At 59.0% G+C, this 25,319-nt stretch carries 19 protein-coding genes; 12 read left to right on the forward strand and 7 right to left on the reverse strand.

Annotated features, from left to right (window positions below):
- Positions 1-305: 305 nt before the first annotated feature.
- Positions 306-536, forward strand: a complete 231-nt coding sequence (locus BGC09_RS11630) for a DUF3311 domain-containing protein (RefSeq protein ID WP_218104029.1) — start codon at positions 306-308, stop codon at positions 534-536.
- Positions 537-1,153: 617 nt separating this feature from the next.
- Positions 1,154-3,349 carry a S9 family peptidase gene (locus tag BGC09_RS11640; protein ID WP_069804164.1) on the forward strand — a complete coding sequence of 732 codons (2,196 nt, stop codon included), beginning with the start codon at positions 1,154-1,156 and terminating at the stop codon, positions 3,347-3,349.
- A 182-nt stretch (positions 3,350-3,531) separates the two neighbouring features.
- Here BGC09_RS11640 and BGC09_RS11645 read toward each other — a convergent pair whose 3' ends face one another.
- Complete coding sequence (locus BGC09_RS11645) at positions 3,532-3,933, reverse strand: hypothetical protein (protein ID WP_069804165.1); 402 nt, start codon at positions 3,931-3,933, stop codon at positions 3,532-3,534.
- 406 nt (positions 3,934-4,339) lie between these two features.
- Between BGC09_RS11645 and BGC09_RS11650 the strand changes: the two genes are divergently transcribed.
- Together BGC09_RS11650 and BGC09_RS11655 are read left to right on the forward strand one after the other, a co-directional pair.
- A complete protein-coding gene (locus BGC09_RS11650) occupies positions 4,340-5,848 on the forward strand; it encodes an APC family permease (RefSeq protein ID WP_069804166.1) in 1,509 nt (502 codons plus the stop codon).
- Positions 5,849-5,990: 142 nt separating this feature from the next.
- Positions 5,991-7,556 (forward strand): APC family permease, encoded by a 1,566-nt coding sequence (locus tag BGC09_RS11655; RefSeq protein ID WP_069804167.1) that lies wholly within the window; start codon positions 5,991-5,993, stop codon positions 7,554-7,556.
- 146 nt (positions 7,557-7,702) lie between these two features.
- On the opposite strand, the gene BGC09_RS11660 is transcribed toward BGC09_RS11655, so the two are convergent.
- The 3 genes from BGC09_RS11660 to BGC09_RS11670 form a co-directional block, all read right to left on the reverse strand.
- Positions 7,703-8,737, reverse strand: coding sequence for an NAD(P)-dependent alcohol dehydrogenase (locus tag BGC09_RS11660; RefSeq protein WP_069804168.1), 1,035 nt, complete (start codon positions 8,735-8,737; stop codon positions 7,703-7,705).
- Positions 8,734-9,543, reverse strand: a complete 810-nt coding sequence (locus tag BGC09_RS11665; RefSeq protein ID WP_069804169.1) for an iron-sulfur cluster assembly protein — start codon at positions 9,541-9,543, stop codon at positions 8,734-8,736. Before BGC09_RS11665 ends, BGC09_RS11660 begins: the two co-directional genes overlap by 4 nt.
- 180 nt (positions 9,544-9,723) lie before the next feature.
- On the reverse strand, positions 9,724-10,821 hold the full coding sequence (locus tag BGC09_RS11670; RefSeq protein WP_069804170.1) for an amidohydrolase family protein: 1,098 nt from the start codon (positions 10,819-10,821) through the stop codon (positions 9,724-9,726).
- 512 nt (positions 10,822-11,333) lie between these two features.
- Between BGC09_RS11670 and BGC09_RS11675 the strand changes: the two genes are divergently transcribed.
- The 4 genes from BGC09_RS11675 to BGC09_RS11690 all read left to right on the forward strand — a co-directional run bounded on the left by BGC09_RS11675 (position 11,334) and on the right by BGC09_RS11690 (position 16,440).
- Entirely contained in the window at positions 11,334-12,221 is an 888-nt protein-coding gene (locus tag BGC09_RS11675) for an IclR family transcriptional regulator (RefSeq protein WP_069804171.1), read from the forward strand.
- A gap of 211 nt (positions 12,222-12,432) precedes the next feature.
- Positions 12,433-14,346: a pentapeptide repeat-containing protein gene (locus BGC09_RS11680; protein WP_069804172.1), complete on the forward strand. Its 1,914-nt coding sequence runs from the start codon at positions 12,433-12,435 to the stop codon at positions 14,344-14,346.
- 267 nt (positions 14,347-14,613) lie between these two features.
- Positions 14,614-15,381, forward strand: coding sequence for a 3-oxoacyl-[acyl-carrier-protein] reductase (gene fabG, locus BGC09_RS11685; RefSeq protein WP_069804173.1), 768 nt, complete (start codon positions 14,614-14,616; stop codon positions 15,379-15,381).
- Positions 15,382-15,579: 198 nt separating this feature from the next.
- The gene (locus BGC09_RS11690) at positions 15,580-16,440 is read left to right on the forward strand and encodes a class I SAM-dependent methyltransferase (RefSeq protein ID WP_069804174.1); all 861 of its coding nucleotides are present in this window, start codon (positions 15,580-15,582) and stop codon (positions 16,438-16,440) included.
- A 179-nt stretch (positions 16,441-16,619) separates the two neighbouring features.
- Here BGC09_RS11690 and BGC09_RS11695 read toward each other — a convergent pair whose 3' ends face one another.
- Entirely contained in the window at positions 16,620-17,294 is a 675-nt protein-coding gene (locus BGC09_RS11695; RefSeq protein WP_069804175.1) for a thiaminase II/PqqC family protein, read from the reverse strand.
- Between the two features lie 176 nt (positions 17,295-17,470).
- On the opposite strand from BGC09_RS11695, the gene BGC09_RS11700 reads away from it, so the two are divergent.
- The gene (locus tag BGC09_RS11700) at positions 17,471-17,761 is read left to right on the forward strand and encodes a hypothetical protein (protein ID WP_069804176.1); all 291 of its coding nucleotides are present in this window, start codon (positions 17,471-17,473) and stop codon (positions 17,759-17,761) included.
- Positions 17,762-17,964: 203 nt separating this feature from the next.
- Here BGC09_RS11700 and xylB read toward each other — a convergent pair whose 3' ends face one another.
- Both xylB and BGC09_RS11710 read right to left on the reverse strand, forming a co-directional pair.
- Positions 17,965-19,512, reverse strand: a complete 1,548-nt coding sequence (gene xylB, locus BGC09_RS11705; protein WP_069804177.1) for a xylulokinase — start codon at positions 19,510-19,512, stop codon at positions 17,965-17,967.
- Positions 19,513-19,699: 187 nt separating this feature from the next.
- Complete coding sequence (locus BGC09_RS11710; RefSeq protein WP_218104030.1) at positions 19,700-20,764, reverse strand: sugar phosphate isomerase/epimerase family protein; 1,065 nt, start codon at positions 20,762-20,764, stop codon at positions 19,700-19,702.
- A gap of 569 nt (positions 20,765-21,333) precedes the next feature.
- Between BGC09_RS11710 and BGC09_RS11720 the strand changes: the two genes are divergently transcribed.
- The 3 genes from BGC09_RS11720 to BGC09_RS23420 all read left to right on the forward strand — a co-directional run.
- Positions 21,334-22,659 carry a branched-chain amino acid ABC transporter substrate-binding protein gene (locus BGC09_RS11720; RefSeq protein WP_069804180.1) on the forward strand — a complete coding sequence of 442 codons (1,326 nt, stop codon included), beginning with the start codon at positions 21,334-21,336 and terminating at the stop codon, positions 22,657-22,659.
- Positions 22,660-23,028: 369 nt separating this feature from the next.
- Positions 23,029-23,982, forward strand: coding sequence for a branched-chain amino acid ABC transporter permease (locus tag BGC09_RS11725; protein WP_069804181.1), 954 nt, complete (start codon positions 23,029-23,031; stop codon positions 23,980-23,982).
- Positions 23,983-24,028: 46 nt separating this feature from the next.
- Positions 24,029-25,319 (forward strand): ABC transporter permease subunit (locus BGC09_RS23420; RefSeq protein WP_439959664.1); only part of this gene is annotated, 1,291 nt, incomplete at its 3' end.

The raw sequence follows: 25,319 nt of genomic DNA on the forward strand, positions 1-25,319 counted from the left end.
TCTCCTGCGTGAAGAGCTACTCAAGTGTAGTGCTTCGTTTCCTTAACTGTATCTTGTGTATAATGTATCCAGGTAATTCCGTCTGTTCCATCCTCTCTCTGCCTGGTTCGTTTTTATCATGTTGTATGCCCTTCGATAAGTGTCAGTATAGCACTACATCAAAGTACGACGGGGGATCATAGCCTTTTTTTCCTAATTCTGTCAAAGTAAGCTGCTTGGGCCTCTCTCGTGAGCCTATACTACACTTGAGTGGTCCAGCCTTGGGGAAAGAGATAATCTTCATTCCTGCACAAGGCAGGGCGATTATGACCGGGGAGAGTGTGACGACGATGCTACCTGAAGAATCGCTCCAAAGGCGGGGGCGTCTCTGGCCTTTCGCGCTCTTGCTCATTCCCTTTCTCACCGCCGTCTGTCCGGCCCTCTACAACCAGGTGGAGCCAACGCTGTTCGGCGTACCTTTCTTCTATTGGTTCCAAATGCTCTGGATCGTTGTCACTGCTGTAGTCGTGGGTCTGGTGGCTTTGTTGACCGAGTAACCTGCCGGCAAGAGACCTTTGGACAGTGGGAAGGAAGGCGTTGGCCTTCCGGCGGCTTGTTTGAGTGGGAACTTCATTGCGCCTGGCTCTTGAGTAGACAGCTCCTCTCTTGTTCGAGGTCCGACTATGCTCTCTTCTTCATCCTATTCCAGCCTGCTTACCTCCAAAGGTCTCTGGTCTGGGGAGCCATCTCCGGGGAGGTCCTCTCTGCTCTGAGCGACCTCTTGTGCAGGCTGCTGATCTTGCTCTCTATCGACAGCTTCTCCCTGGCCGCCGGCAGCCATGCTTGCGTGGCAGTTCTCGATGTGGTATCACATCCCTATGATAGGGCTTACCAGTCTGCCGACAACGAGCTTTGATCATCATCAACGACCGCAGGCACACCGTTCTTCGACTACTTTCGGATTGGGTCATCGCCGCTTTTCCTCCTCTGCATGCTGGCCTTTGCCAGGACTCGTTCTCTCCACGAGATTGTCTCTCCTCTACGCTGATCACAGGCGCCATCGCCCTCACGCTGGTAGGATCACTTTCTCGCCTCCCTCTCCCTGGTCATCTTCTTGCTACGGTTTATTCGTATGAATGATGATGTTTGCCTTGAATAAGTATTGGAGCGAGCGATGTTCGAAGAGCAAGATGAGAACAAAACGGTGCCGCGCCCGGTGTCAGCACAGGCGACCACCTCCTCCGACGCTTCCAATCAGGCGGAGTTAGATGAGGGCGAAGCCAGCGGCAAGATCATGCAGCAGGAGGTCTCAGGTCCGGCCTCCATCCAGGGCGGAGACGCCGCTGCTGCTGGAGCGTCGGTCTCGACCACAGTTGCGGCAGCCATAGGGCTGGCCCCTGTGACAGTAGAGGAACTGCTGGATCTGCAGATTGCCTGGGACCCGCAGCTTTCGCCCGATCACTCCCTGATTGCCTTCACGCTGCAAAGGAACGATCGAAGCACTCAGAGCAGTAAAAGTGCTATCTGGCTGGCCCCGAGTCGCAAAGAGGCTGTTAGTGGGGCGCGACAGCTCACCGCTGGCGAGCATCAGGACTTTCTGCCTCGCTGGTCGCCACGAGGTGATGACCTGGCCTTTCTGAGCACGCGCCACGGTGGTCAGCCTCAGCTCTTTCTGCTCTCGCTTCATGGCGGGGAGGCACGCCAGTTGACTCACCTGCCCAATGGAGTCAGTGATTATAGTTGGCGTCCCGATGGTCAGGCTCTGCTGGTGCATAGTCCTTGGAAACCAGCCGATGACCAGGAAGTCGGTCCGAAGGAGGAGGAGACCGCCCTTGTCTATACGCGGCTTGACGAGCAGTGGGATGGCGTAGGGCATTGGCACGGACGCCGGATGCAGCTCTGGCTCGTTCCTCTGAAGGGAGAAGCTGTACGCCTGACCGCCGAGCCGGTACATCTGGTTCAATCATGCTGGTCGCCCGACGGCAGCGAGGTCGCTTTCTGCGCTAATCGCCGCCCACAGCCCGACCTCAGTACCAGCATGGCCCTCTGGGTTCTGACACTGGCCACAGGACAGCTCCGTCGTCTGACCCCCGAGGAAGGGCTGGCTCAGATGCCTTCGTGGTCGCCAGATGGCCGCTACCTCGCTTACTATTATGCTCCTGATCAGACCGAGACCTGCAATATCACCCCGTGGGTTGTGGCCGCCGACGGCAGCGAGGCGCCGCGTCCAGCCTTTCCTGAGCAGGCCGACTACACCTGTCAGGTCACCATTACCGATGAGCTGCGTCCCCTCAGCGAGTGGCTTGTCCGCCCGCAGTGGTATCCCGATAGCCGCCATCTCCTGGTAACGATCCATGAGCGTGGCCAGGCCCATCTCTACCGCATCGATCATGAGAGGCAGCAGATGACGGCTTTGACCAGTGGTCCGGGGCGCTACCTGAGTCCTCATCTCGCCAGTGATGGCTCGCTGATCGCTGTTGTGCGGGCTGACTGGTTTACGCCAGGCGATATCTGGTCCCTACAGGGCGATGGGTCGCACCTTCAGCGCCTGACAGGTGTCAATGAACGCTTTCTGCGCAGCCATCAGCTGATTCGCCCACGGCGCCTGAGCTGGCAGGCCCCCGATGGCCTGACAATCGAGGGCTGGCTCTATCTGCCGCCGCTGGCCGCTGGTCAGCAGGCCCCACTGATTCTCGCTGTTCACAGCGGCCCAAGCTGCGCTTGGGGCGAAGCCTATGTCCATGAGTTCCAGGTATTGGCTGGCCAGGGCTTTGCCGTTCTGGCAGCCAACCCACGCGGCAGCGATGGCTACGGCGAGGCTTTTCGCCGTCATATTCTCAATGATTGGGGCGGTAAGGACCTGGGCGATCTGCTGGCGGGCCTGGATTATGTGATCAGTACCGCTCCTATCGACGAGAGGCGCCTGGGCATTACTGGTCTGAGCTACGGCGGCTACATGACTGCCTGGGCGATTACCCAGACGACGCGCTTCAAAGCCGCGGTCTGCCGCAACCCGGTGACCTACCTCCCACTCTGTCGCTTGCTCTCGGATCAGGCCCTCTGGTTTGATCTGGCTATGGGCGGCGCCGGTGAGGAGCGCTTTGCTGAACGCTCGCCGCTGGCTTTGGTGGAGCAGATCACGACGCCTCTCTTGCTTCTGCACGCCAGTGATGACCTGCGCTGCCCATTCAGCGAGTCATTGCAGCTGTTTACCGCTTTGCGCAAACGTCGCCAGCTTGTTGAGCTGGTGCGCTATCCCGGTAGTAGCCACGAGATGGATTGGCCAACGGTTGGCACTCCCGCCCAGCGCTGTGATCGCCTGCGCCGTACGCTGGAATGGTTTCAGCGCTTCCTTCTGCAGGAAGCATAGCGCTGCAGGCTGCCGACGCGGGCTTGACAGACAGAGGTCCGGCCTCACCCTGAAGGAGGCTGGCAGCTGCGAGAGGGGAAGCAAAGCTTCCCCTCCTTTCTCGTCTTGTCTTGTTTTGCTCGCTCAGGACGTGTTCAGCAGCCGCTGCCTGAGCGAACGCCCCTCAAGAGTCTCAAACCAGCTTAGCGACCCGGCAAGAAGATGAGAACGATGCAGACAAGAGCCGCTATCGCCAGGAGCAGGCAATAGAGACCACCCAGCAGGCGCGAGAGGGTCTGCACGTTTGGACTCCAGACCAGGCTCCGCCAGGCAGTGGCGCCCGTCACCAGAACAATGCCCAATAGGAGAAGCAAGGCCAGAACGTGACCTTCGATCACCTCAACAGTGCTGCCGACCAGTAGAACCAACGGGGTCGCCACCGCCGAGAAGAGGAGAATACCCGCCAGGATATCCAGGGCCGCCATTCCTAGAAAGCCAGCTTCATCGAAGTGATAGTAGCGCAATCGCGCTGTGGCCCTAACCAGGACGACCAGGGCTGCGATATACACAAGCAGGCTGAGCAGAATAAACAGAAAAATAGGCATATCTCTCGCTAGAAATGAATCTTCCTCGTGGAGTGTTCTTCGTTACCAGCGCTTTCTTGCCCTATGAAGCTGAAACTGAGTTCACTAGAGTAGACGCGCGAGCGACGCCCCGGGTTTCTGCAGCCCCTCTTTTCCCCTAGATACTCGCTGGCTATGGCCCGTGAGGCCCTTCCGATCTCTGGCGCTAGAGCTGCTCACAGGAACGGAATTGCCCTCTGGGAAGCCTGAAGGCCCCTGGCATCCTGTAGTTCTCAACTTTACCCTCTCTAGACACCCCATCTCGAGCAAATGGGATAAGATACCCTAAAGCATTGACATTTCGGAATATAACGGTAGACTTCTATTAAAAGCTCTGCTTTAGGTTCTCCCCGCCAGAAGGCAACGATAAAGGAAAGGAAGGGACCTTATGGAAGAGGAAAGTCCTGCTGCTCAGCTAGCAACACACCCACCATCAGGCCGCGCATTACCTTCCGAGCACTACGTGGAGCGGGTGATGCCTCCTGTCCTTGGGACGGTGGACCTGACAGCGATTTTCTTCGCAGCGATCTTCTACCTAACAAACAGTGCCACAGCTGCTACAGCAGGTGTGGTGTCCTTTCTCTATTGGCTGATCTGCGGAGTAGCCTTTTTTCTCCCCTGTGTCTTGAGCACAGCTCAGTTGGGCCTATTGTTTCCCTACGAGGGCGCTCTCTACAACTGGACCTACCGTACTCTGGGAACATTCTGGGGCTTCTTTGCTGCTTTCTGTGCCTGGCTCCCGGGTATTCTGGCCTTCGTCAGCGGCTTCGGTACCGCTATCACCTATCTTCAAGGTTTGCACCAGGGCTGGCTGACCGCCCCCTGGCAACAGGGAGCAGTGTTGGCCTTTCTGATCGTCATCGGCACCGCTCTGACCGTGCAGCCTCTGCGGGTACTGCAACGGGTGCTGAATGTCACCGTAGGTCTGCTGCTGCTGGCGGTGCTCCTGATTACTGTGGCCGCCTTTGTCTGGTTGTTGACGGGCCATACTTCTGCCACTACCTTTGGCCATCTGGCTGATTGGCAACCAGGGCCAGACAACTTCGTGCTCTTTGGTTTTCTCATTCAATCGTACCTGGGCACCGAGGTTCCTCTGGCGCTGGCGGGTGAAGTTCGCCTTGAGCAACGCCGGCAGGCCATTCGCTCACATTTGCGTTGGGGCAGCCTGCTCGTTGTTGCCAGCTACCTCTTTACTACCCTGGCTGTGCTCGTGGTTCGCGGCCCGCAGGGAGCTTCTGATCCTGTCGCCTTCATTAGCCTGGTCGATCAGGCTTTGGGAAGAATTGCCGGTAACGCGACAGCAGTCTGCCTGCTCTGTTTTTTTATGATTGCTCCGCTGATTTATAATTACACCTTCGCACGCTTGTTGCTGGTCGCAGCTATCGATGGCCATTTGCCGACAGGCCTGGCCAGGTTAAATCGGGCACGCGCGCCAGCCAATGCCATTTATTTTCAGTCGGCAGTGGCGCTGGTGTTCACAGCGCTCAGCTATTTCGTCCTTCCCTACCTTTTCCCGATTGGTCAGCCAGCCGACTTGTCGACGATTATTTTCACGGTCTCCCTGGCTGCGCTTACCCTTGTCTGGCTGATCTCAATCCCGTTCCTTTTCATCGACGTGCTCGTGGCCGCACGGCGCCAGCCAGCGCTCTTCCAGGAGCATCGTATTCTTCCTTATCCACTCTTCTGGCTCCTTGCCCTGTTGGGTACCCTCTCCTGCCTCCTGGCTATCGTGGATACCCTGCTCAATTCCTGGATTCCCGATCTGTTGACCCCTACCGCCTGGTGGCTGGCAGTCGGCGGTACAACGCTCGCCTGTCTTACGCTAGGATTGCTAGGCAGCATGGTGGCGCGCGGAGAGGCAAGCTGGGAGCGCTGGCGAGGGCAGGCTGGTTTGTGACCTTTGCAGGCCAGCCGCTCACCCCACCCCAGGGAAGCAGGCGCCCATGAGCAGCCCACAGCTTGTCTCGCCTGCTTCCCTTGACGATGCATCCAGGTTCAGCTGATGATACTGGACAAGATCAATCTGAAGGAGGCTTGCTATGTTAGAGCCGCAACCACTGGTGTTGAGTGAGGCAGCCCAGAAAGAAAAGCGCAAGCTGCGCAAGGAGCTCTCGCTCTTCTTTATGGTCTGCTTCACATTGACAGCAATGATCAACATCGATACTCTGGGAGCCGTCTCTTCCCAGGGAGGCCAGGTCTTCCCCTGGCTGTTGATCACGGCACTGACCTTTCTGATCCCGTATGGCCTGTTAACGGCAGAGCTGGGCAGCACTTTTCCGGAGGAGGGCGGCATTTATGTCTGGTGCAAGCTGGCAGGTGGGCGCTTCTTTGCAGCCATCGCTTCGATCTTCTATTGGGTCTCTAATCCACTCTGGGTCGGCGGTACTCTGGCAGTGACCACGATCGCTGCTTTGAAGACCTTCTGGTTCGGGAACAGCGATTTGCTCTTCGGCGGAAATAGAGTGAGCGACGCGATCGTTGAGATCGTGATCGCTTTGGTCTTTATCTGGTTCACAACCTGGAGCGCGATTGTTTCTTTGCGCATCGGGAAGTGGTTCTCGACGATCGGGATTATTTTGAAGCTCTCCCTGCTGGGGCTGTTTGTGATTCTGGCTTTGGCTTTCTTCTTCGGGGGTAAGGCAAGCGGCGCTCACTTGAGCTGGGGGGATCTGCTGCCGACAACGAATCTGGGGCTCATTTTCAGCAGCATTATCCCGGTGCTGGTCTTCAACTGGGCCGGTTTCGAGCTGCAGAATGGGGCCGGCGAGGAGATGTTTGAGCCGCAGCGGGATGTGCCCCGCTCGTTGCTGCGCGCCGGCCTGATTGGCGTGCTGGCCTATGCAATCCCAATTCTGGTGATTCTGCTTGCGCTACCGAAAGACCAGCTCTCTAATGTCGGTGGCTTCCTCGATGCCTATCAGGCAGTGGCCAGCATCTTGCCCGCGCCAGTGGCGACGGCCCTCGGCTGGTTGATCGCTCTGGCTCTGATTCTGACTCTGGCCAGCGCCGGCGGCACCTGGCTGATGGGGGCCGACCGTACTTACGCAGTGACGGCTCTCGACGGGGCCGCTCCCCTGATTCTGGGACGCTTCAGCGCTCGCTTTGGTACGCCGCTGGCGACAAATCTGCTTTCGGGTATGGTGGCAACGCTGGCAATGGTGGCGGCAATTCTGGTGACGGCCTTCGGCTCCGGCGAGCTGTCAACGCTGTTCTCGCTGGTGCTGGGCTTCACGATTTCGACGACCGCTCTCTCCTATGCGTTTATCTTCATCTCCTATATTATTTTGCGCTATAAGTACCCGGATGTGGAACGTCCATATCGGGTACCCGGGGGAATGGTCGGCCCCTGGCTGGTGACGTTGCTGGCCCTGGCTTCGGTGCTGGTGACAGCTTATTTCACGCTGGTTCCAACGGACGAAACCGTGAGTGGCTACCAGATCAGCCGCGTGACCTATGAGCTGACTCAGCTGCTGCCGATCGCCATTGTTCTGGTAGTGGCCGTGCTCTTCTATCTGTGGGGACGCTTTGAGCAGCAGCACCTGAGCGCTGGGCAGGTCCCCGGCGAACTGGTCACCGATGAGGCCGCTCCCAGCACCAACCAGTAGCCAGCCTCTCTGAGGGAGGCACTCGACCCTGTTGAGGAGAAAGGACCGGTCACCAGTTACCAGTACCCACTCCTTTGCCGGTGGGCCTGAGTCTGACCGGTCCTTTCCCCGCTCTGCACAAGAAAGTCGCTCGCGCTTTTCTCTGCTCAGGCGCCTTCGGGCACCAGAATGCCGCGCCCGTGCAGGCGCCCGCTCTCCAGATCGTGAATGGCATCCAGGGCCGCCTCTAGCGGGTAGACTACGGTGTGCAGCCGGACCTTCCCCTGCGCAGTCAGGGCCATCAGCTCGACCAGGTCGTTATAGGTCCCGACCAGATTGCCGATAAAGTTGATCTCGGTTGAGATAATATCAATGGTCGGCACGACCAGACGACCGCCGTAGCCGATGACATAGTAGTAGCCGGCCCGACGCAGCATGGCAATCCCACTTTCCAGCGCTCCGCCCTCGCCTACGAAATCCAGGATCACCTCGGCACCCTGGCCTTCGGTAATTTCTCGCACGCGAGCCACCTCGCTGCCATCAGCGCGCACCGTGTGATCCGCTCCCCACCCTCGTGCCAGCTCCAGGGCTTCCGCCGACTTGTCAACAACAATCACCTCAGCTGGGGTCAGGGCCTTGAGACACTGCACGCCGATATGGCCCAACCCACCGGCTCCGATCACCACTGCTTTGGTGCCAGGGTAGAGCAGAGGGATAGCTTTCTTGACAGCATGGTAGGCGGTCAGGCCAGCATCGGCCAGGGCCGCGATGTCCTTGGGAGCCAGCGAGGAATCAAGCTTGACTACCGCGCGCGCGGTGGTCTTTAGAAAAGTGGCCATGCCACCATCGATGGAAATGCCCGGGAAGGCTGAGCTGGTACAGTGCATGTCATTCCCAGCCCGGCAGGCCCGGCAGAAACCACAGGTGATGAGCGGATGTACAATGACCGTGTCGCCAACGGCGACGGTGCTGACCGCCGAGCCAACGGCATGCACCCAGCCGGCATTTTCGTGCCCCAACGTATAAGGCAGCGTTACGCCCGATTTCTCGACCCACTGTCCTTCAATAATGTGCAGATCTGTGCGGCAGAGGCCGGCCCCCCCAATGCGCACAATGACGTCGAAGGGGCCACTGATGGTCGGCTCAGCAACCTCTTCAACCACCGGCGATTGATTGTAGGCATGGAGACGAACGGCTTTCATAGGGGATTCTCTCCTTCCTCGTTGTGCGCTGTCTCTGCGCTCGCGTGCTGGTAACGGGTGCGAAAGAGGGCACTGCACATGGCGGTATTGAAGAGCAGACTCAGGCGCACAGAGCGCAGGCGACGCAGAAAGCTCTGGAGATCACCGGCAGGGATAGGCTCCCCTTGCTCGTCAACAAAAAGGGGACCTCCTGCCCGCAATAACCCTAAAGCCTTCCCACGCTCGACATAGGCCCGGGCAGATTTGCCCAGTGCCGCTAGCTGCAGGGTAGCTCCGGGCAGACAGAGGCAGGCCCTTTCAGTTGCTTCATCCCACGAGAGATCTTCCAAAGTCCGCGTCCTCAACACCTCCCCACTCAGGCCAGCCTGCAGCAAACGACGCAGCAAGAGATCCTGGCGCCTGAGAAAGCCTTTCTTCAGAAAGGTGTGGCGCAGTTCCTGCAGATCGCTGTCCGTTGTGACCTCATCGGGGAAAGCAGCAGCAAAGCTGAGACCATTATTGACCGCTGCCGAGATGGCCTCTCCGGCACAGTGGTCGAGCAGCTGCACCTGGACACTGCTTACCCCTGGCACGGTCCTCGCTCTCTCAGCCAGGTCCGCCGCCATCAGATAGGCAAAGTTGGGCGCACACCAGAAGGTCGGTAGCTTCAAAAAGATGCCGACCTCCGTCCCGCTGATCTCAATTCGGTCGACGAAGCCTAGACGTACCAGCGGCGTATCTAGCTCGGGATCAAGGACATCGGCAATGGCCGCCCAGATCTGCTCTGGCCTGACGAGGGGAGTGTCTACGACTTCTTGGGACGACATAGCTGTTCTCTCTCCTCTTGTCTCGTCTCGCCATCACTATGGGCCTCATGTTCGGGGGAAGCGAGGCGGCGGCCAGGACAGCCACCACGGCGGTACCGCTAGCGCTTGCTCCCGGCAAGCAGGCCGGGCCTCAGCCACCGTCTGCACCCTGCGTGCGCACTGGCCACCGCTACGCATCGCTCAGGCCCCTGTCTCAGCCCTGGCAGAGCTACTGGCCTCGTCCGTCTGGGATCGACTCATCCCTTCCGCACCGGTGCTGGCCAGCTGCTGGACCAGCTCGTCGTTGCGCAGCTTCTGCAGTTGTTGTTCGGGATCAATACCATAGAGGCGCGCCGCATTCAACCCCATAATCTTGCGCTTCACATCGAGCGTCAAATCGACCTTGAACTCGTCCTTGAGGTCTTGGGGCAGCTCGAAGGTCATGAAGCGCTCAACCAGCCAGCGGGGTTCCCAGATGGCGTAGTCGCTGCCGAAGAGGATCTTGTCGGGTCCTACCCAGAAGAGCAGATTGGCCATGATCTCAGCAAAGTAGCGCGGACGCGGATAAATGAACGGCAGAGCCACCGCCAGGCCGGCATAGACGTTTTTCTCCTGGACAGCGATCCAGCAGAAGTCTTCTAGACGGGGCAGGCCAACATGCTCGACGATGAAATTCAGCTCGGGGAAACGGGAGGCCGCGTCATCAACATCAGCCACATCGAAGGCATCGCGGTTGAGCGGGTAAATGGTTGGGCCTTTATGCACATGAATATTGGTGATCCCCAGCCTGGCGCATTCCTCCAGGTAACGATAGGCTTCGGGACTAGAGAGCTTGTAGCCCTTGGAGGAGCCGCGCCACTCCGCCGTGTAGAGCTTGACTCCCTTGATATCCCATTCGCCCTTTTGACGCCGTAGATACTCCAGACCAGCTTCGCCATCACGCGCATCCCAGGCGCCATTGAGGATAAAGCGCTCAGGATAGCGCTGCTTCATGACGCTGTTTTGCTCGATGGTGTTGAAGCCATTGATGAAGAAATCGGTGAGATAGGTGGGCTGAAGGATGGCCATATCAACATAGCCCCTGACAAATTCATCCTGGGCCATACGCTCCGGGCTATAACACTCGAATTCGCTGAGCGGCCAGACATACTCAGCCGGGGAAAGGTTGCGATGATAATCATAGAAGCAGTCGATCCAGCCGCGCCCGTACTGATTGCGCTGATTGGCGGGACTGGCATCCCAGAGGTGCGTGTGGGCGTCAATGATGAAGATCTCTTCGCCCGTCGAGGTGCGAAACATCAGCTGGCCTCCTTTGTGTCCAGCAGGTCAACAGTGACCCACCCTGTCAGGACCCCCATCGTCCGCTTCGCTGACACCAGCCTCAGAGCCAGGTTCGGCCTCCTGTGAATCAGGAGCAAACAAGGGGGGTAAAACGCATTACGCTCCCTATTTCTTCAGAACAGGCGAATCCGTTGACTTGTACGCTTGTCATGCTGTGCTATGGCGCGAGACCTTGCCTGCGCAGACTGATCCGATCGATCCGGCAATCGGGCGAGCAGGAACTGGTCCGGCTGAGCACAGACCGCTTCTCATCCCTTTGCCTACGTTGCCAGCATAGCATAAAACGATATCAGTGTGTAGGTTGCAATTTCATTATTTGAAATATTGTCTCAACCTGCTTGACACTAAGACGCAGCCCAGTATAATCCCAGGTAAGGAAGGCCCTGCTTTAGAAGGAAGGATCGTAGCCACTCCAGGTCAGGAGCCAGGCGTGGCCCGAATCCTCAGCCGTGCAAAGGAGCAACAGAGTCATGGCCAAGCGCTCTCACGCCCACCCTCAACCCCCGGCCCTGCCGCTTTCCGAGTCCAAGCGCGATATCCTGCGCTCGGCGCAGCGCGTGCTTGCCATCCTTGACCTGATCGCCCGTACTCCTGGTGGACTTACTGTTCGTGCAGTGAGTAGACTGCTTCAGCTCAATATCAGCACCTGCTATCACAGTCTGAATACACTGCTGGCCGCCGGCTATGTCGAACGCCTCCCCAGCGGCCACTACGTGCTCGGGCCACAGATCCCGTATTTGAATGATGCCTACCTGCGCACACTCAGCCACGATTGGCCTGCCCCGGAGCTGCAGGAAGACTGGACAGCCGTCGCTCTAGCGCCAGTCCAGCAGCCCTCTCTTCCACAGCGGCTACGCCCCATTCTTCACAATTTGAGCGAGCGCAGCCAGGAGCCGGCTTATCTGGCAAGCTGGCGCTACGGTGAGGTGGAGCTACAGGCCATCGTTGAGCCAGCCCACGCTGAGCGTATTCCAGGCGTCTACATCGGCTATCGCGGCCAGGCTCACGCTCATGCCCTGGGGAAGATTCTCCTGGCTTATAGCTCACCAGCTTTTGTCGAGGACTACCTGGCTCGCCACACCCTGATCCGCCTGACGCAGCGGACCATTGTGGAACGCAGCCGTCTCTGCGAGGAGCTGCACACCATTGCTCATCAGGGCTACAGTATTGATCACGAGGAGCTTCACCCTGATACAGCCTGTTTGGCCGCGCCTGTTAGAGATGCTCAGGGTCGTGTGGCAGCGGCTATTGCTATTTCGTTTCGCAGCAATTTGCTCTCGCGTCGCGGGGAATGGCTCAGCGCCCAGGTCCTACGTGCCGCGCGCCAGGCCAGCGCCGAGCTGCGCCTCGCCAGGTAGCGCAAGCGGTGCCAGCCGGCTTAATGGCCGGCACGCTGGAGCAAATCCCGCCGCCTTCGACTGGCCGCCGGGTCTCTCCTCCCTCGCAAAAGTCCTGTTCAGCAGACAAAAATAGACCGGGACGTACGTAGTTGTTTATAATAGGGGACACAGGAGCTGCTACCATTCACAATAGTGCGGAGAAGAGAGATCAAGCCAGGAGTCTAGTGCTATGGTCGAAACGTTGATTATCGGGGGCGTTATTGCCTTCTTGCTGGCAGGTGGGCTGGGAATCTTCCTCGGCTTGCGTGTTCAGCGCCTGTTCATCGAAAGCGTCCGCAAGCAACAAGCAGCCTGGGAGCGGGCAGAGGAGGCTCGACGCCAGGTCTGGGAGCAGAAGCAGCAGCGTGAGATGGCCGCCCAGAAGCAGAGTCTGGCTAACCAGGTTGAGCAGCTGCGCAAGGCTTACGAGGAGCGCCTCAATCAGGCGATCAGCCAGTTTGGGGTAGAGCTAGAGCTGGCACGCCTGCCCCGGGTGGATGAGACTCCCATTCTCTCGAAAGCTGCCGAGGAGGGGGGGACTATGCCCGCCCATTGGCGGCCTGCTAACTTATATAAGGCCGATCTTTCGCAGCGCGACCTTTCCCATCGTTATCTGGGCCGTGCCGACCTCCGTGGGGCACGTCTGGTTGGCACTAATCTTTCGATGGCCGATCTCTCGCGCGCCTGCCTGGCTGGCGCCGATCTGACAAGGGCGAATTTGACCGGAGCCAATCTTTCGTACGCCGACCTGCGCGACGCCAACCTGAGCGAGGCCACCCTGCTGGTCGCAGATCTCCACCAGACCAATCTGACTGGGGCTCGCCTGGATAATATCTATAGCCTGACAGAGGAGCAGCTACGCTCGGCCATCCGCGGTCCGCAGACCCACAGCGAGGTCGAAGTAGAAGAAACCTCGCCCCGGATGCCGGCAGTCCGTCCAACGCGCATTATCCCCGAGCGTCCAGCCCCAACTACGAGCACAAACGCCTCCCGCTCACGGGGCCAGGACAGTTCTGCCCCAGCGGCAGAAACCACCCCTCCCATGAGCGCAACTGGTATCAGCAGTTCGCGCTCCGGCTCTGCTAGCGCCTCCCCAAGTGTAGAAGAGGCCGCCTCTTCGTTTGCAAGCGCCCTCCAGCCCCCCACAACTGGCTTTCCTGTGAATGTGGAATCGACGTCGACATCGTCGACCTCTTCGCCGCCGTTCACAGCCAGTACGGCGCCTGAACCAGCTTCGGCAGCCACTGCCTCCCCGAGCGCGAGCGCGAGCGCTGAGGAGCAGGAGCAGGGCGAGCCACCGATGCCGGTTGGCTCGCCAGCCCAGGAAGTCAGCGAAGAGACAGGCCAGGAGATGGAGAGCAGCGAGGACTATTTTTCGCCGGAGAGCCTGGCCTATATGATGGAAGAGCGACCAGCCAGCCAGCAGCCGGAGATCCCTGCCTGGCTGAAAGCGCTTGAAACCTCGGCAAATGGCGCACCGCTCAATTTCACTACAGGCGCTGAGACCGAGACCGAAGTCCAGAGCTTCGCCTCGCCAGGCCTTGCCGACGAAGAGCAGCCGATGACAGGGGGAGAGATGCCCCCCGCCTCCCTCTACTCTTCCGAGAGCCTTGACCAGCAAGAGGAGTTTCCTCCCTCTACCACTCTCCCCTGGACGGCCTCTAGCTGGGAACGAGCCTGGAAGGAGGCCGTTGAACGCCTCGGTTCCTTCTCGCCGCAAGAGACAGACGCGACTAACAAGGAAAGCAATCAGGATGTTGAGGAATTGAGAGCCAACCCGACCCCGTTCGCCTTCCGTGTGCCGGATACAGCCTACAAGAGCCAGGCCACCAGCGGCAGCGAGGCCCAGGAGCAGGGGGAAGCCTCCGAGTCTGAGTCCGACTCCCCCTCAGACTTCCCGCAGGTCCCGGAAACACCTTTCTCTGTTCCTACGCTCGATACCCTACCTTTTATCGAGCGTCTGGTTGATCCTCTGCCTCAGTCGGAGCGCACCAGCACCGAAAGCCTGCTCGATCCCCAGGTGGCCGATCATATTGTTGACACGCAGGAGCTGCGCGCAATCAAGCAAAAGTCACCAGCCCCTGGAGAGCAAGCTTCCTCGTAAAGCGAGGCCATGCTTTCTCTTGCTGTCTCTGGCACTTCCCCCAGGCTCCCTTCGCTCTGCAGCGCTACCAGGCTCTGCAGGGAAAGCGCGCCGTCGCGCCGCTTTCCCTCGAGGGCGAGCCGAGTACTCTTGTCTTCTGGCCGACTTGGCCTGGCTCGGCTCGGCTCGGCTCCGCTATTCCAGCCCTTCACAGGCAGCGCAAATATGCTATACTAGAGCGGCAAACGGGCGGGGACGCCAAGGTATTTGACAAGGAGTAGACGTTTTATGGCCAGAGAACAGCATCTGCCACTGGAAGGCAAGATCGCACTTGTGACTGGAAGTAGCCAGGGTATCGGGCGGGCAGTGGCTCTGCGTCTGGCTCAGGCGGGAGCTGATGTCGCTGTGAACTATTATCGCCACGCAGAAGCAGCCGAGGAGGTACGGGGCCAGATCGAAGCCCTCGGCAGGCGGGCTATCGCGGTCCAGGCCGATGTCAGCCAGGAGGAAGAAGTCAGCCGGCTCTTCGAGCAGATCAATCGAGAGCTGGGGCCGGTCACCGTCCTGGTGAATAATGCAGGAACCACGCGCGATAAGCTGATTCTGCAGATGTCGCTCGCTGATTTCGAAGACATCTTGAATACCAATCTTCGTTCAGCTTTTCTCTGCACTCGCGCCGCTCTCCGTTCGATGATGAAGGCACGTTGGGGCCGGATCGTCAACGTGACCTCGGTTGCCGGCCTCCTCGGCAACGCCGGCCAGGCTAACTATAGCGCTTCAAAGGCCGCGCTCATCGCACTGACGTTGAGCACCGCGCGCGAGATGGCGAGCCGCAATATTACCGCCAATGCCGTGGCGCCCGGTTTTGTCCCGACGGAGCTGACCGCCAGACTGACAGAGCAGCAGCGCAAGCAGATGCTCGACCTGACTCCTCTCGGGCGCTTTGGAACCCCCGAGGAGATCGCTGCCGCTATCTGCTTCCTCTGCTCGCCCGAGGCCGGCTATATCACCGGCCAGGTCATCTGCGTCGACGGAGGCATGGCCATGCATATCTGATCAGCCGGCCCTCCTCTCTCCATCGGCTCCTCGGTTTCGATCAATCCCTCCGTTGCTGGCCTCTTTCCTGCCGCCTTGCTCGACTCTCCCTCACCTTCACCGGAGGATTTTCGGCGCAGGGCACCTGATCTTGAAACAATTTTGGGGCGAACTTGCTCTAATTCGATAACACCGACACCAGCTCAGGAGGCTTAACTGATGGGCTTGATTGAAACCGAGGAAACCAACCAGTTCACGTTTGAACCGTTCGCCGCACACCACTTTTATACCGAGATTAATCGCGCGCTCGTGCAGCAGGCCCTGGCTCACCTGGAAGACCAACCTCACGAGCAGCCCCTGACCATCGTCGATATGGCCTGCGGCACCGGCGCGGTCACCCGCCTGATCGCCGAGGAGCTGACTCGCCGGGGACGACAGGCGCGCCTGATCGGCGTCGATCCTTCGGCGGAAGCCTTGCGTCGCGCGCACAAAAGCATGGAGGCCCTGGGCATGCAGGCCGAGTTTATCCAGGGCGAAAGCGAGGACCTGCCCCGTATTGTGCAGAACGTTGACATGGCCTTCTTCTGCAACGCCATCCATCTGGTCGCCGATAAGCTGACCGCTTTCCGCCAGATCGCAGCTATTCTGCGCCCAGGCGGGATCTTCGCTTGCAACAGCGCCTTCTATGAAGGCACGTATGTCGCAGGAACCGAGCGCTTCTATCGGATGTGGACCCGCCGCGCCGTAGGCTGGCTACGCAAGGCCCACCCGGATGTCCGTCCCTCGCGCGAGACCAAAGCTCAGGCAATGCAGTGGCTTTCTCCCGAGGAATACGCCGCGCTTTTCCGCGACGGGGGGTTCAGCCGTGTGGAGATGACGCAGAGACAGGTGTCGATCTCACTCGATGCCTGGAAGGACTTGGGCCAGTATTGGCTCTTTATCGAGGGAGCCCTGCCCGGTGTGCCGCTGCCCATCGGCGCCCAGGCGCTGGCTGTGGCAGTCTATGAGGCTGGCCAGGAGCTTGGAGTACAGGAAGTTCCTCGCATGTGGCTCCAGATGGTGGCTATCAAGGACGTCTGACAAGACAACCGGCAAGCCGACGACAGCCTGCGTGCGCTCCTTATCTTCAATCAATTGCCGCTCAGAGAGGCTCTTCTGAGTCAGCGCTCCGGCTCCGGCTCACCCCTCCCCCGCCGTGGCTTGAGAAGCCGCCCCAGGCGTCGAAATGCCTGCTCTGCTGCCTGCTGATTTGGCAGGCATCAGGAGGAGGCGAGCGGCGCCTGGAGTACGGCATCGTAAAACTGTAGCTCGTATTGATAGCTGAGACGCATCACACGGACCAGGCGCTGACGCTCTGCCAACTCAGGGTCTTGCCTGTTGAGCCAGCGCTCCAGAGGAGTGAGCTGTTCGAGCTGCTCGCTGATGGCCAGATGGGCACTGAAAAAGGCTACCTGCGAAGCCTCCAGGTTGTAATGTCGCATGAGCGCCGGGTAGACACGAAGACAAAGCCGGGCAAAGACTTCTTCGCTGGCCCCTACTGCTGCCAGCCATTCTAGAGGGGTGCCCGTTCCGAGAATCCAGTAGAAGAAATTGAGCAGCGCCTGACAGGCGGCCAACGGCTCGACCTGGGCAAAGGCTGTCCGCGGTACGCCAACCCCAGTGCCGAAGCGCAGAAGCAGCTCAGGACCCCCTTTCTTCGCTGCCAGTTTCTCGATGAGTATCTCCTGGAGTTCTAAATGGGGAGCGGCCCGCGCAATAGCCAGACCATCAAGACGATAGGCATCGCGGACAATGAGCCAGTCCTGTAAGGCAAAGAGGCCCAGCCTCTCCCTGGCAAGCGTGCCCGCTTCAATCCCGCTCCAGAAAGGATGATGAAGTATGCGCTCGCGTAGCCCCCGTAGCTCTGGTGTGAGCAATTGATCAAACCATACCATTCCTTACCCTCTGTCTGCGACTCTCCTTTTTTCTCTAGCGACAACCTGGCCCAGACAGCTCCGGGCTTGCGTCGCTTCATTGTTGTCAGACAGGCCCCCGATCAGCTACACTGTAAATGCAGTCGCCGTATGATGCCTGCGCTTGAACAGGATCGGGAGGAGGTGGGAACAGAAGCATGCTGGATACCCTGACGCTTATCCCACTGTTTGCCTTTACCCTGGCCGCGCTGATGTTCATAGGACTGGCGATCGATAGCTTTGTTGAGCACGGTCTCTCTTTGTCTAGCCTGGCCCGCTTCTGCCTGGAACTGGCCTTGAGTAGTGTGCTGCTGCTACCCGTGGCCTATGTTCTGCTGGACGCCAGCGGCGAGTGGTATATCTTCATCACGATCACAGCCTTGTTGCTGATGGCAGCACTCTGTGCTCTCCTTGGACAGCTGGCCCGCCTGATGAGCCCCAGGCGTTGAGCAGAGCGCACAAAACACAGGGGAGCACGCCGGCGCATGCTGGTCAAACCCACCAGCGCAGCCGGAGGGCAGTACCAGGCAGGACTGGGAACCGGACCGCGACCGGCGCGCTCCTTCCTGTAGCTCCTTGGCGTTTCTGCCTTTCGGCAGCCAGCCAGGCTGAGAATGACCATCTCAGCCTGTTGTGTGAGAACCAGGAGGACCTAACTCAGGCCAGCCAGGGCCTGGAAGACGGTCCTGAGTGCAGGATAGAGAGCGCGATATTGCTCATAGAAGCGAGCGTAGAGCGTGACCAGCTCAGACTGGGGCGCCGTGCTTTCGGTCACTCTGACCGTGGCCTCACAGGCAGCCTCGACCGAGGGATAGATACCTGCCGCCACACCCGCCAGCAATGCCGCTCCGAAGGCTGGTCCCTCGCTGGCATTGGTTACAGCCAGCTCCACGCCCAAGACATCGGCAATAATTTGCCGCCAGAGAGGACTCCTGGCGCCACCTCCTGTGGCCCGCACCTGCTCTAGCCGCAAACCTTGAGCAGTAATAATGGTGAAGCAGTCCTTGAGACTAAAGGCCACTCCCTCCAGTACGGACCGAATGAGATGGCGGCGATCATGGGCAGCAGTCAGGCCGATCCAACCACCACGGGCGTAGGCATCCAGATGTGGCGTGCGTTCCCCTTGTAGATAGGGCAGGAAAAGTAGTCCCTCGCAGCCCGGTGGCGCACCCTCCGCTTCACGCGCGAGCAGCTCATAGGCATCCAAACCGGTCCAACGTTCCAGGGCGCGCTCAGGCAGCCCCAGATAGTCGCGTACCCAGCGCAACGAGAGGCCCGCCCCCTGGGTGACCCCCATTAGATACCAGGCTCGCGGCACGGCATGATTAAAAGTGTGAATGCGAGGTATCGGACCCGAGCGATCGACATGCGGAGCCTCAGCATGAGCCAGCACAACCCCACTGGTGCCGATCGAAACCAGGGCCAGGCCAGAGCGCACCACGCCGTTACCGACCGCTCCACAGGCGTTATCAGCTCCCCCACCGGCAACTGGCGTACCAGCGGGCAGCCCCGTGAGAGCAGCCACTTCCTCTGTGATCGTACCAGCGACGCCATCCGCTGGCACTACCGGCGGTAGCAGAGCAGGGTCTAGCCCAAGAGCCTCCAATACTTCACGAGACCAGTCTCCCTCAGCCACATTCAGCAAACAGGTCCCAGCAGCATCGGAGATCTCCATCGCCATCACCCCAGTCAGGCGATAACGGATATAGTCCTTGGGTAACAGGACAGCACGGACGCGCGCAAACAGCTCTGGCTCCTGCTCACGCACCCAGAGAAGCTTGGGCGCCGAGAAGCCCGGCAGGGCCGGATTGGAGACCAGCTCGATCAGTCGCGTCTCCCCTACACGCTCGGTCATCCAGCGACATTGCGGCTCGCTGCGCTGATCCGCCCAGATGATGCAAGGGCGAATCACCTGGGCTGCCTCATCCAGGAGTACGATGCCGTGCATCTGGCCCGAGAGACCAACGCCTCGTACCTCTGCAGGCTGCACCCCAGCCTTGGCCCCTTGCTCCAGACAGAGGCGAATCGCCTTCAGCGTCGCTTGCCACCAGTCAGCCGGATTCTGCTCGGCCCAGCCAGGACGTGGATGAAAGAGCGGATAGTCCACAAAAGCCGAGGCCAGAGGACGGCCATCGGCCGCCGCAAAGATGGCCGCTTTCACGCCAGTGGTCCCTAGATCAATACCAAGTAGCGCTTCCATTGCCATGCATCCTGGGAAAAAAGATCAGCAGAGCGGGGCCTTGCGCCTGCTGGCCACACCAGGATCAGCCTCCTCTCCTGCGCCAGGCGGTCAGAGGAAAAAATGCCTGCACCCGGCTGCCGGCCTGGTACGGTCAACCACACAAAGACCCTCCTCTGCCGTCACAGTTCAGCCCGTTTCGCGCTCCTTAGCGTCTCTTACGCTGCTGAATGATGCGATCGACATAGGTCTGGTCAAGACCCAGCGTCTCGTAGACGATGCGATAGCCCTCAACAGCGTCGGCCCGCGCCCGCGCCTCGGCGAGAGCCTGACGATCGATTTTGCGCGCCAGGTCATCGATAAAGGCCCAGTGCAGGACCGAGCGACGCACCGCCGCAATCTGGTCTTCGGTATAGGGATAGAGATCGTAGCCGATGCGCTCGCCATGCTGGCCATAGCCCACATCCTGCAGGGTCATAGCGAGTTCCAGAGTCTGCATAAAGAAGGAAGCGCCGACCATGTTATCGTCGTCAAAGGTGCCCCAGCCAGAGTTGGCATGCTGATGACCCAGGCGCCCCTCAGCATGTAAGAGGGCAGCGTACTCCGCGAGGTTTTCCCCATTCATGATCAGGTGCTGCCAATCCATATTGACCAGCAACCGCGAAGTATCGACGCCCAAACGCCCGATGCGCTCGATAGTATAGAGGCAGGCAGCGATATTGCGCATCAGGATATTCATAGCTGGTTCACTATTCTTATGCTCCAAGAAGACTTTGACGCCCTTGGAAGCGGCATGAGCGACAACCTCGCCAACGCCTTCGATAAAGAGGTCCCAGGTGCGGGCGTAGTCGCGCTGGAAGTTATAGTTATAGCCCTCGGCCCCTGGCCAGATAATGAAATTGGCCCCCAGAGCGGCGGCCAGATCGACACCACGCTTGAGGGTCTCGATACCACGACGACGTAGAGCGGGATCAGGGTTAATGAAGGCACCGAGCTTATAGGTGGGGTCGGTGTGAAGGCCGGCGGCAATGCAATAGATATCCATTGGGCCTAAAGCGGCCTTAATGGCCTCGACGGTATCCTCGTTGATCTCGCCTGGATAATGGTACTCGAGGCCATCAACCAGATCGGCCAGTCCATCAACCACGCGCTTCGTGCGCGTGACCATGTCCTCATGAGCCACCTCGGGGTGGTAGCCAGGGGGGACAAAGCGTGTGACGTTGGGGCCAAAGGCCCAAATCCCAACGCTGTTTTTGACGGCTTGTTGTTCCACTGCTCCCTCCATAGAATGAGATTCCGGTGGACTGTCTCCCGGTACGGTTCTGTCTGTCTGGCCCCCGTTGCCCAGGAAGCAATCGCCGATCCACCTTTAAGTATACACCCCGCGGGCCAGAAAAGGCGATGGGAAGGCTCGCTCAAGGTAGACCCTCGGGCTGGCTCCGGGACGCGAGCCAGCGAAGAGCAGCAGGCTGAGAGGGGCAGCAGACCAGCCGGATCGGGTGAAGCGTGGTGGGAAAGGATAAAGCAGAGTGAAACAGAAGTTCCAGAAGGGAAGCATAAAGAAGATATTGACAGAGAAAACCGGGGTTCTTTATAATCAGCCCATCTACCAGCCTGGTTGATCTTGCAAGCCACATATCCTGCTGGAGGCAAATCCAGGTCAGGTCAGCAGAAGGGTGGTGGGACGGTGAAAGCAAGGCCGTGTGAGGTTTTACCAGGACCATAGCGTAATGTCTCGTAGGGGGTGAATTTGTGCGCTCCCCAAAAAGTTGCGCTCACCGCCCTGCTGTCACCCGCTTTGCGCGGTGCAGACCTGGTATTTGCGAAGGAGGCTGTTCTTCCATGAAGAGAAACTGGCTACGCTTCATGGCTCTGACGATGGGCATACCCTTGCTTGTAGCAATGCTGGTAGCCTGCGGAGCCGGCACAACGACAACAGGCACGGGCACCAGCACGTCGCAGGGGTCCACCATCATCAAGGTGGCCACTGATTTTCCGGTCAGCGGCTCGGATGCTGGCATTGGCAAATCGACCGAGAACGGAGCGCACCTGGCCGTTGATGAGGCCAATGCTAACCATGTGATCCCCGGCTATACACTGCAGTTCGATCCCCAGGATGATGTTGGTGCCTCGGGCGTCCACGATCCGACGAAAGGAGCCAATAACATGAAGGCTCTGGTCGGCGATGCCCTGGTGGCGGGCGTGGTCGGCCCACTCAACAGTAACGTGGCGCAGGCGGAGATGCCGATCGCTAATCAGGGTCCGCTGGCAATGATCAGCCCGGCGAATACCAACCCCTGTCTGACCAAGGAAGGGGCCGATGTGGGCTGCACCGGAGCGAATGATCTGGTTCCCAAGCTGCGCCCCACAGGCAAGGTGACTTACTTCCGCGTCGCAGCCACCGACGACCATCAGGGACCCGCTATGGCGGACTACCTGTATAATACGCTGCATCTGCGCACGGCCTACGTCATCGATGATACCGAGACCTACGGCGCCGGCCTCGCCAAATACTTTGTCCAGGAGTGGACTAAGCTGGGTGGCACGGTGGTCGATGGCAAGAGCCACAGCGTCAAGAGCACTACTTCTTATTTGAACCTGCTGACGGCAGCAGCAGCCTCCAAGCCCGATGTGATCTACTTCGGCGGCAACTACTCCACCGGAGGGCAGTTGATCCAGCAGCAGATGATGACTATCCCCACGCTGAAGGACTCAGTCTTCGCGGGCGGCGATGGTCTGACTGGCAGCTCGGATTTCTATAAGCAGATCGTCACTTCGGGTGGCAAGGCCTATATGACGGTGGCTGCGCCAGATGTCTCGAAGATCCCTGCTGCGCAGACCTTCATTAAGAACTATACGGCGAAGTACGGCGATGTGGGACCCTATAGCGCCGCCGCTTACGATTCCATGAATATCCTGATTCAGGCTATCAAGGTGGCTCTGACGAAGACCCATACGCCGAAAGACTCAAGCGATGCAGCTCAGGCTCAGGTCTTCCGCCAGGCGGTCATCGACGCGCTGAAGACGATCACCTATAACGGTGTCACCGGCAAGATTTCCTTCGACCAGAACGGCGATACGACCAACAAGATCTTCACTGTCTATCAGGTCGCCAATGTGAATGGCAAGCCAGACCTGGAGGCGAAGGAAGTCGTTACCGTCCAGTAATACAGCGCAAGAGCAGGCAGGTCAGTCGGGCTTTGGTACCGCTCAGTCGGCCCAGATCACCACTGACCTGCCTTTCAGACTCCTACTTGCTGTAGCTGTTGCAGTCCTCGGTTGGCTGAAGTTTCTCCCCAGGCTGGTGTTTTTGTGGCTCCTGTTGCTCTTGCAACGTTTGTTGCTGTCCCTGTAGTCCTCATTGCCCACTTCAGTCGACCTTGTTGGATAAGGCAGGAGAGAGCCAGTCAGTCAGTCAGGTAGTTCGCTCGCCCATCAGCCAATCAGCCCCAAGCATTGACCGCTGCTTTCTCTTGCCTTGCCCCTACCCGTCAGATGCTAGTATCATAAACTGGCAAAAGGTGAGGTGCAGGTTCTATGACCCTGTTTTTACAGCTGCTCGTCGAAGGGCTTGTCATCGGGTCGATCTATTCGCTGGTCGCCCTGGGCTATACGATGGTCTACGGGATCATCGAATTGATCAACTTCGCTCATGGCGATATTTTCATGATGGGCACACTGGTCAGCCTGTTCATGGTGATAAATGTCTTTCACCTGTCCGATGTCTCCAAGATGCCTCTGGGCAGCATGCTGCTCATGCTGGTCGTAACGTGCCTGGTTTCGATCGCAATCTGCGCTCTGCTCGGTGTGCTCATTGAGCGTGTCGCCTACCGTCCGTTGCGCAACGCTCCCCGCCTGGCACCGCTGATCTCAGCCATCGGCGTCTCGCTGGCACTGGAAGACATTGCGAAGGCCATCATTGGACCGAATCCGATTGGGGTGCCATACCTGGTCCCTCTGGTCCACTATAGCATCGGCTCGGTCGACATCACCAACACAGATCTCATTGTGCTGATCGTGGCCCTGATCCTGATGGTCGGCCTGCAGTGGCTGGTCACCAGTACCCGCATCGGGCGCGCTATGCGCGCTGTGGCTCAAGACCGCGAGGCCGCGGCTTTGATGGGAGTCAATGTGGACCGCGTGATCGCGATCACGTTCTTTATCGGCGCTGGTATCGCAGGGGCAGGGGGCTTTGTGTACCTGCTCTCGACTAACAATACAGTCTTCAACATTGGTTTCGAGCTGGGGCTCTTCGCCTTTACTGCCGCTGTGCTGGGAGGCATCGGGAATCTGGTTGGTGCTATGCTCGGCGGTCTCGTGATTGGCTTGATCCGCGCCCTGGTGACCTACATTCCCGATCGCGATCTTCCCTTCGGTCTACCGCACGGCGGCGTTGCCTGGCAGGATGCCGTAGTCTTCGCTATCCTGATCTTGATCCTGGTCTTCCGTCCCACAGGCCTCCTCGGGCAGCAATTGGCAGAGAAGGTCTAGCTGCGGAGCGTGAACAGGCGCACGTTGTTGTAAGAGGTATAACACGATGGCTATGTTGGTCCCTTCCCAGATCCTGCCACAGACAGGCGAGACTCGCCGGCTGCTTGTGAAATGGGTCGTTGCTCTTTTGGTGCCGGTGCTCGTCTTTACGCTCGTCTGGAGCGGCGAGGCAATTCTGAATGCTGCCTTGGTGACGATCTTCTTCGCCGGCAACACCCCGGGGGACGTTTCCTCGACAGCAGCAATTGCCGCTGGCCTCTTTATGCTGCTCTTTTACGGCATCATCACGGGGCTGACAGGCTACCTGGTAGCCGCCGATAGTGGCCGCCAGAGCTTGCTGGATCTGTGGATCTCGATGTTCTTCTTCACAGTGGTGCCGATCCTCTTGATCTACATCACCGCCAATCTCTTTGTGGGCCTGGCCGCCTCTGTTGTGGTCTGGGTCCTCTACTATTATGGGCGCCGTCTCGTCCAGCGTCTCCGCCCCCCTGCTCCGCTTCCCCCTCTCCCGAGCCTGAAAGTGCTCGATGCCGAGATGCGCGAGACGCTGCTGACGCGGGCCCGCCTTGGGGGTTTCTGGTTCGCCTTCTCCTTCTCCCTGATCTGGTTACTGGTTGACCTGCTCTTCTACTTCACGGGCCAGTACGGTCAGGCTTCGATGGTGCTCCTGATCTGGATTTTGTTACGCTCTGTCTTGCTGCCCCTGGCAGGCTGGCTGCTTGGCAGCCTGGGCGGATGGGTGGCGATCCATCATGCTGTGCAGGCCAATGGCAATGGTAGCAATGGAGATCGCTCCGGCACGTCGGTCAGTACACGCCGACTGCGCCTGCTCTCAGCTACCCGCGCTCGCGAGGAGGCACGCGATCTGGTCCCCAATGATCTCCCCTTGCGCAGCACAGGCGCGCGCAACTTCTACCTCCTGTTGCTTCTCGCCTTGCTCTTGTTCTACCCCATGATCGATCCCTTCCTCTTTGGCCCGGGCACGGATTCGCGCCTGGACAACTACGGGAACGCCGGCTACTATGTGATTCTGGCATTGGGCTTGAATATCGTCGTGGGCTTCGCCGGCTTGCTGGACCTGGGCTATGTAGCCTTCTTCGTGATCGGTGCCTACACTTGGGCCATGATTGGCTCACCTCAGTTAACGGTCTTGACAGGCATTCACATTAGCCCCGATATCTGGCCCTGGCTCTTCTGGCCAATGCTGATTGTGGCCGCCCTGATCGCCGCTCTTTGGGGTGTCTTGCTGGGCGCTCCCACCTTACGCCTCCGCGGTGACTATCTGGCCATCGTGACGCTCGGCTTCGGTGAGATCATTCCCATCGTGGTCCAGAACT

Source organism: Thermogemmatispora onikobensis, assembly GCF_001748285.1.
GTDB classification, from domain to species: domain Bacteria; phylum Chloroflexota; class Ktedonobacteria; order Ktedonobacterales; family Ktedonobacteraceae; genus Thermogemmatispora; species Thermogemmatispora onikobensis.

Bases quoted from the DNA above. Each gene is read 5' to 3' on its own strand.
- BGC09_RS11720 (WP_069804180.1), top strand. From the start codon at position 21,334: ATGAAGAGAAACTGGCTACGCTTCATGGCTCTGACGATGGGCATACCC.
- BGC09_RS11725 (WP_069804181.1), top strand. From the start codon at position 23,029: ATGACCCTGTTTTTACAGCTGCTCGTCGAAGGGCTTGTCATCGGGTCG.
- BGC09_RS11670 (WP_069804170.1), bottom strand. From the start codon at position 10,821: ATGTTTCGCACCTCGACGGGCGAAGAGATCTTCATCATTGACGCCCAC.
- BGC09_RS11630 (WP_218104029.1), top strand. From the start codon at position 306: ATGACCGGGGAGAGTGTGACGACGATGCTACCTGAAGAATCGCTCCAA.
- xylB (WP_069804177.1), bottom strand. From the start codon at position 19,512: ATGGAAGCGCTACTTGGTATTGATCTAGGGACCACTGGCGTGAAAGCG.
- BGC09_RS11645 (WP_069804165.1), bottom strand. From the start codon at position 3,933: ATGCCTATTTTTCTGTTTATTCTGCTCAGCCTGCTTGTGTATATCGCA.
- BGC09_RS11680 (WP_069804172.1), top strand. From the start codon at position 12,433: ATGGTCGAAACGTTGATTATCGGGGGCGTTATTGCCTTCTTGCTGGCA.
- BGC09_RS11700 (WP_069804176.1), top strand. From the start codon at position 17,471: ATGCTGGATACCCTGACGCTTATCCCACTGTTTGCCTTTACCCTGGCC.
- BGC09_RS11640 (WP_069804164.1), top strand. From the start codon at position 1,154: ATGTTCGAAGAGCAAGATGAGAACAAAACGGTGCCGCGCCCGGTGTCA.
- fabG (WP_069804173.1), top strand. From the start codon at position 14,614: ATGGCCAGAGAACAGCATCTGCCACTGGAAGGCAAGATCGCACTTGTG.
- BGC09_RS11690 (WP_069804174.1), top strand. From the start codon at position 15,580: ATGGGCTTGATTGAAACCGAGGAAACCAACCAGTTCACGTTTGAACCG.
- BGC09_RS11655 (WP_069804167.1), top strand. From the start codon at position 5,991: ATGTTAGAGCCGCAACCACTGGTGTTGAGTGAGGCAGCCCAGAAAGAA.
- BGC09_RS11665 (WP_069804169.1), bottom strand. From the start codon at position 9,543: ATGTCGTCCCAAGAAGTCGTAGACACTCCCCTCGTCAGGCCAGAGCAG.
- BGC09_RS11660 (WP_069804168.1), bottom strand. From the start codon at position 8,737: ATGAAAGCCGTTCGTCTCCATGCCTACAATCAATCGCCGGTGGTTGAA.
- BGC09_RS11675 (WP_069804171.1), top strand. From the start codon at position 11,334: ATGGCCAAGCGCTCTCACGCCCACCCTCAACCCCCGGCCCTGCCGCTT.
- BGC09_RS11695 (WP_069804175.1), bottom strand. From the start codon at position 17,294: ATGGTATGGTTTGATCAATTGCTCACACCAGAGCTACGGGGGCTACGC.
- BGC09_RS11650 (WP_069804166.1), top strand. From the start codon at position 4,340: ATGGAAGAGGAAAGTCCTGCTGCTCAGCTAGCAACACACCCACCATCA.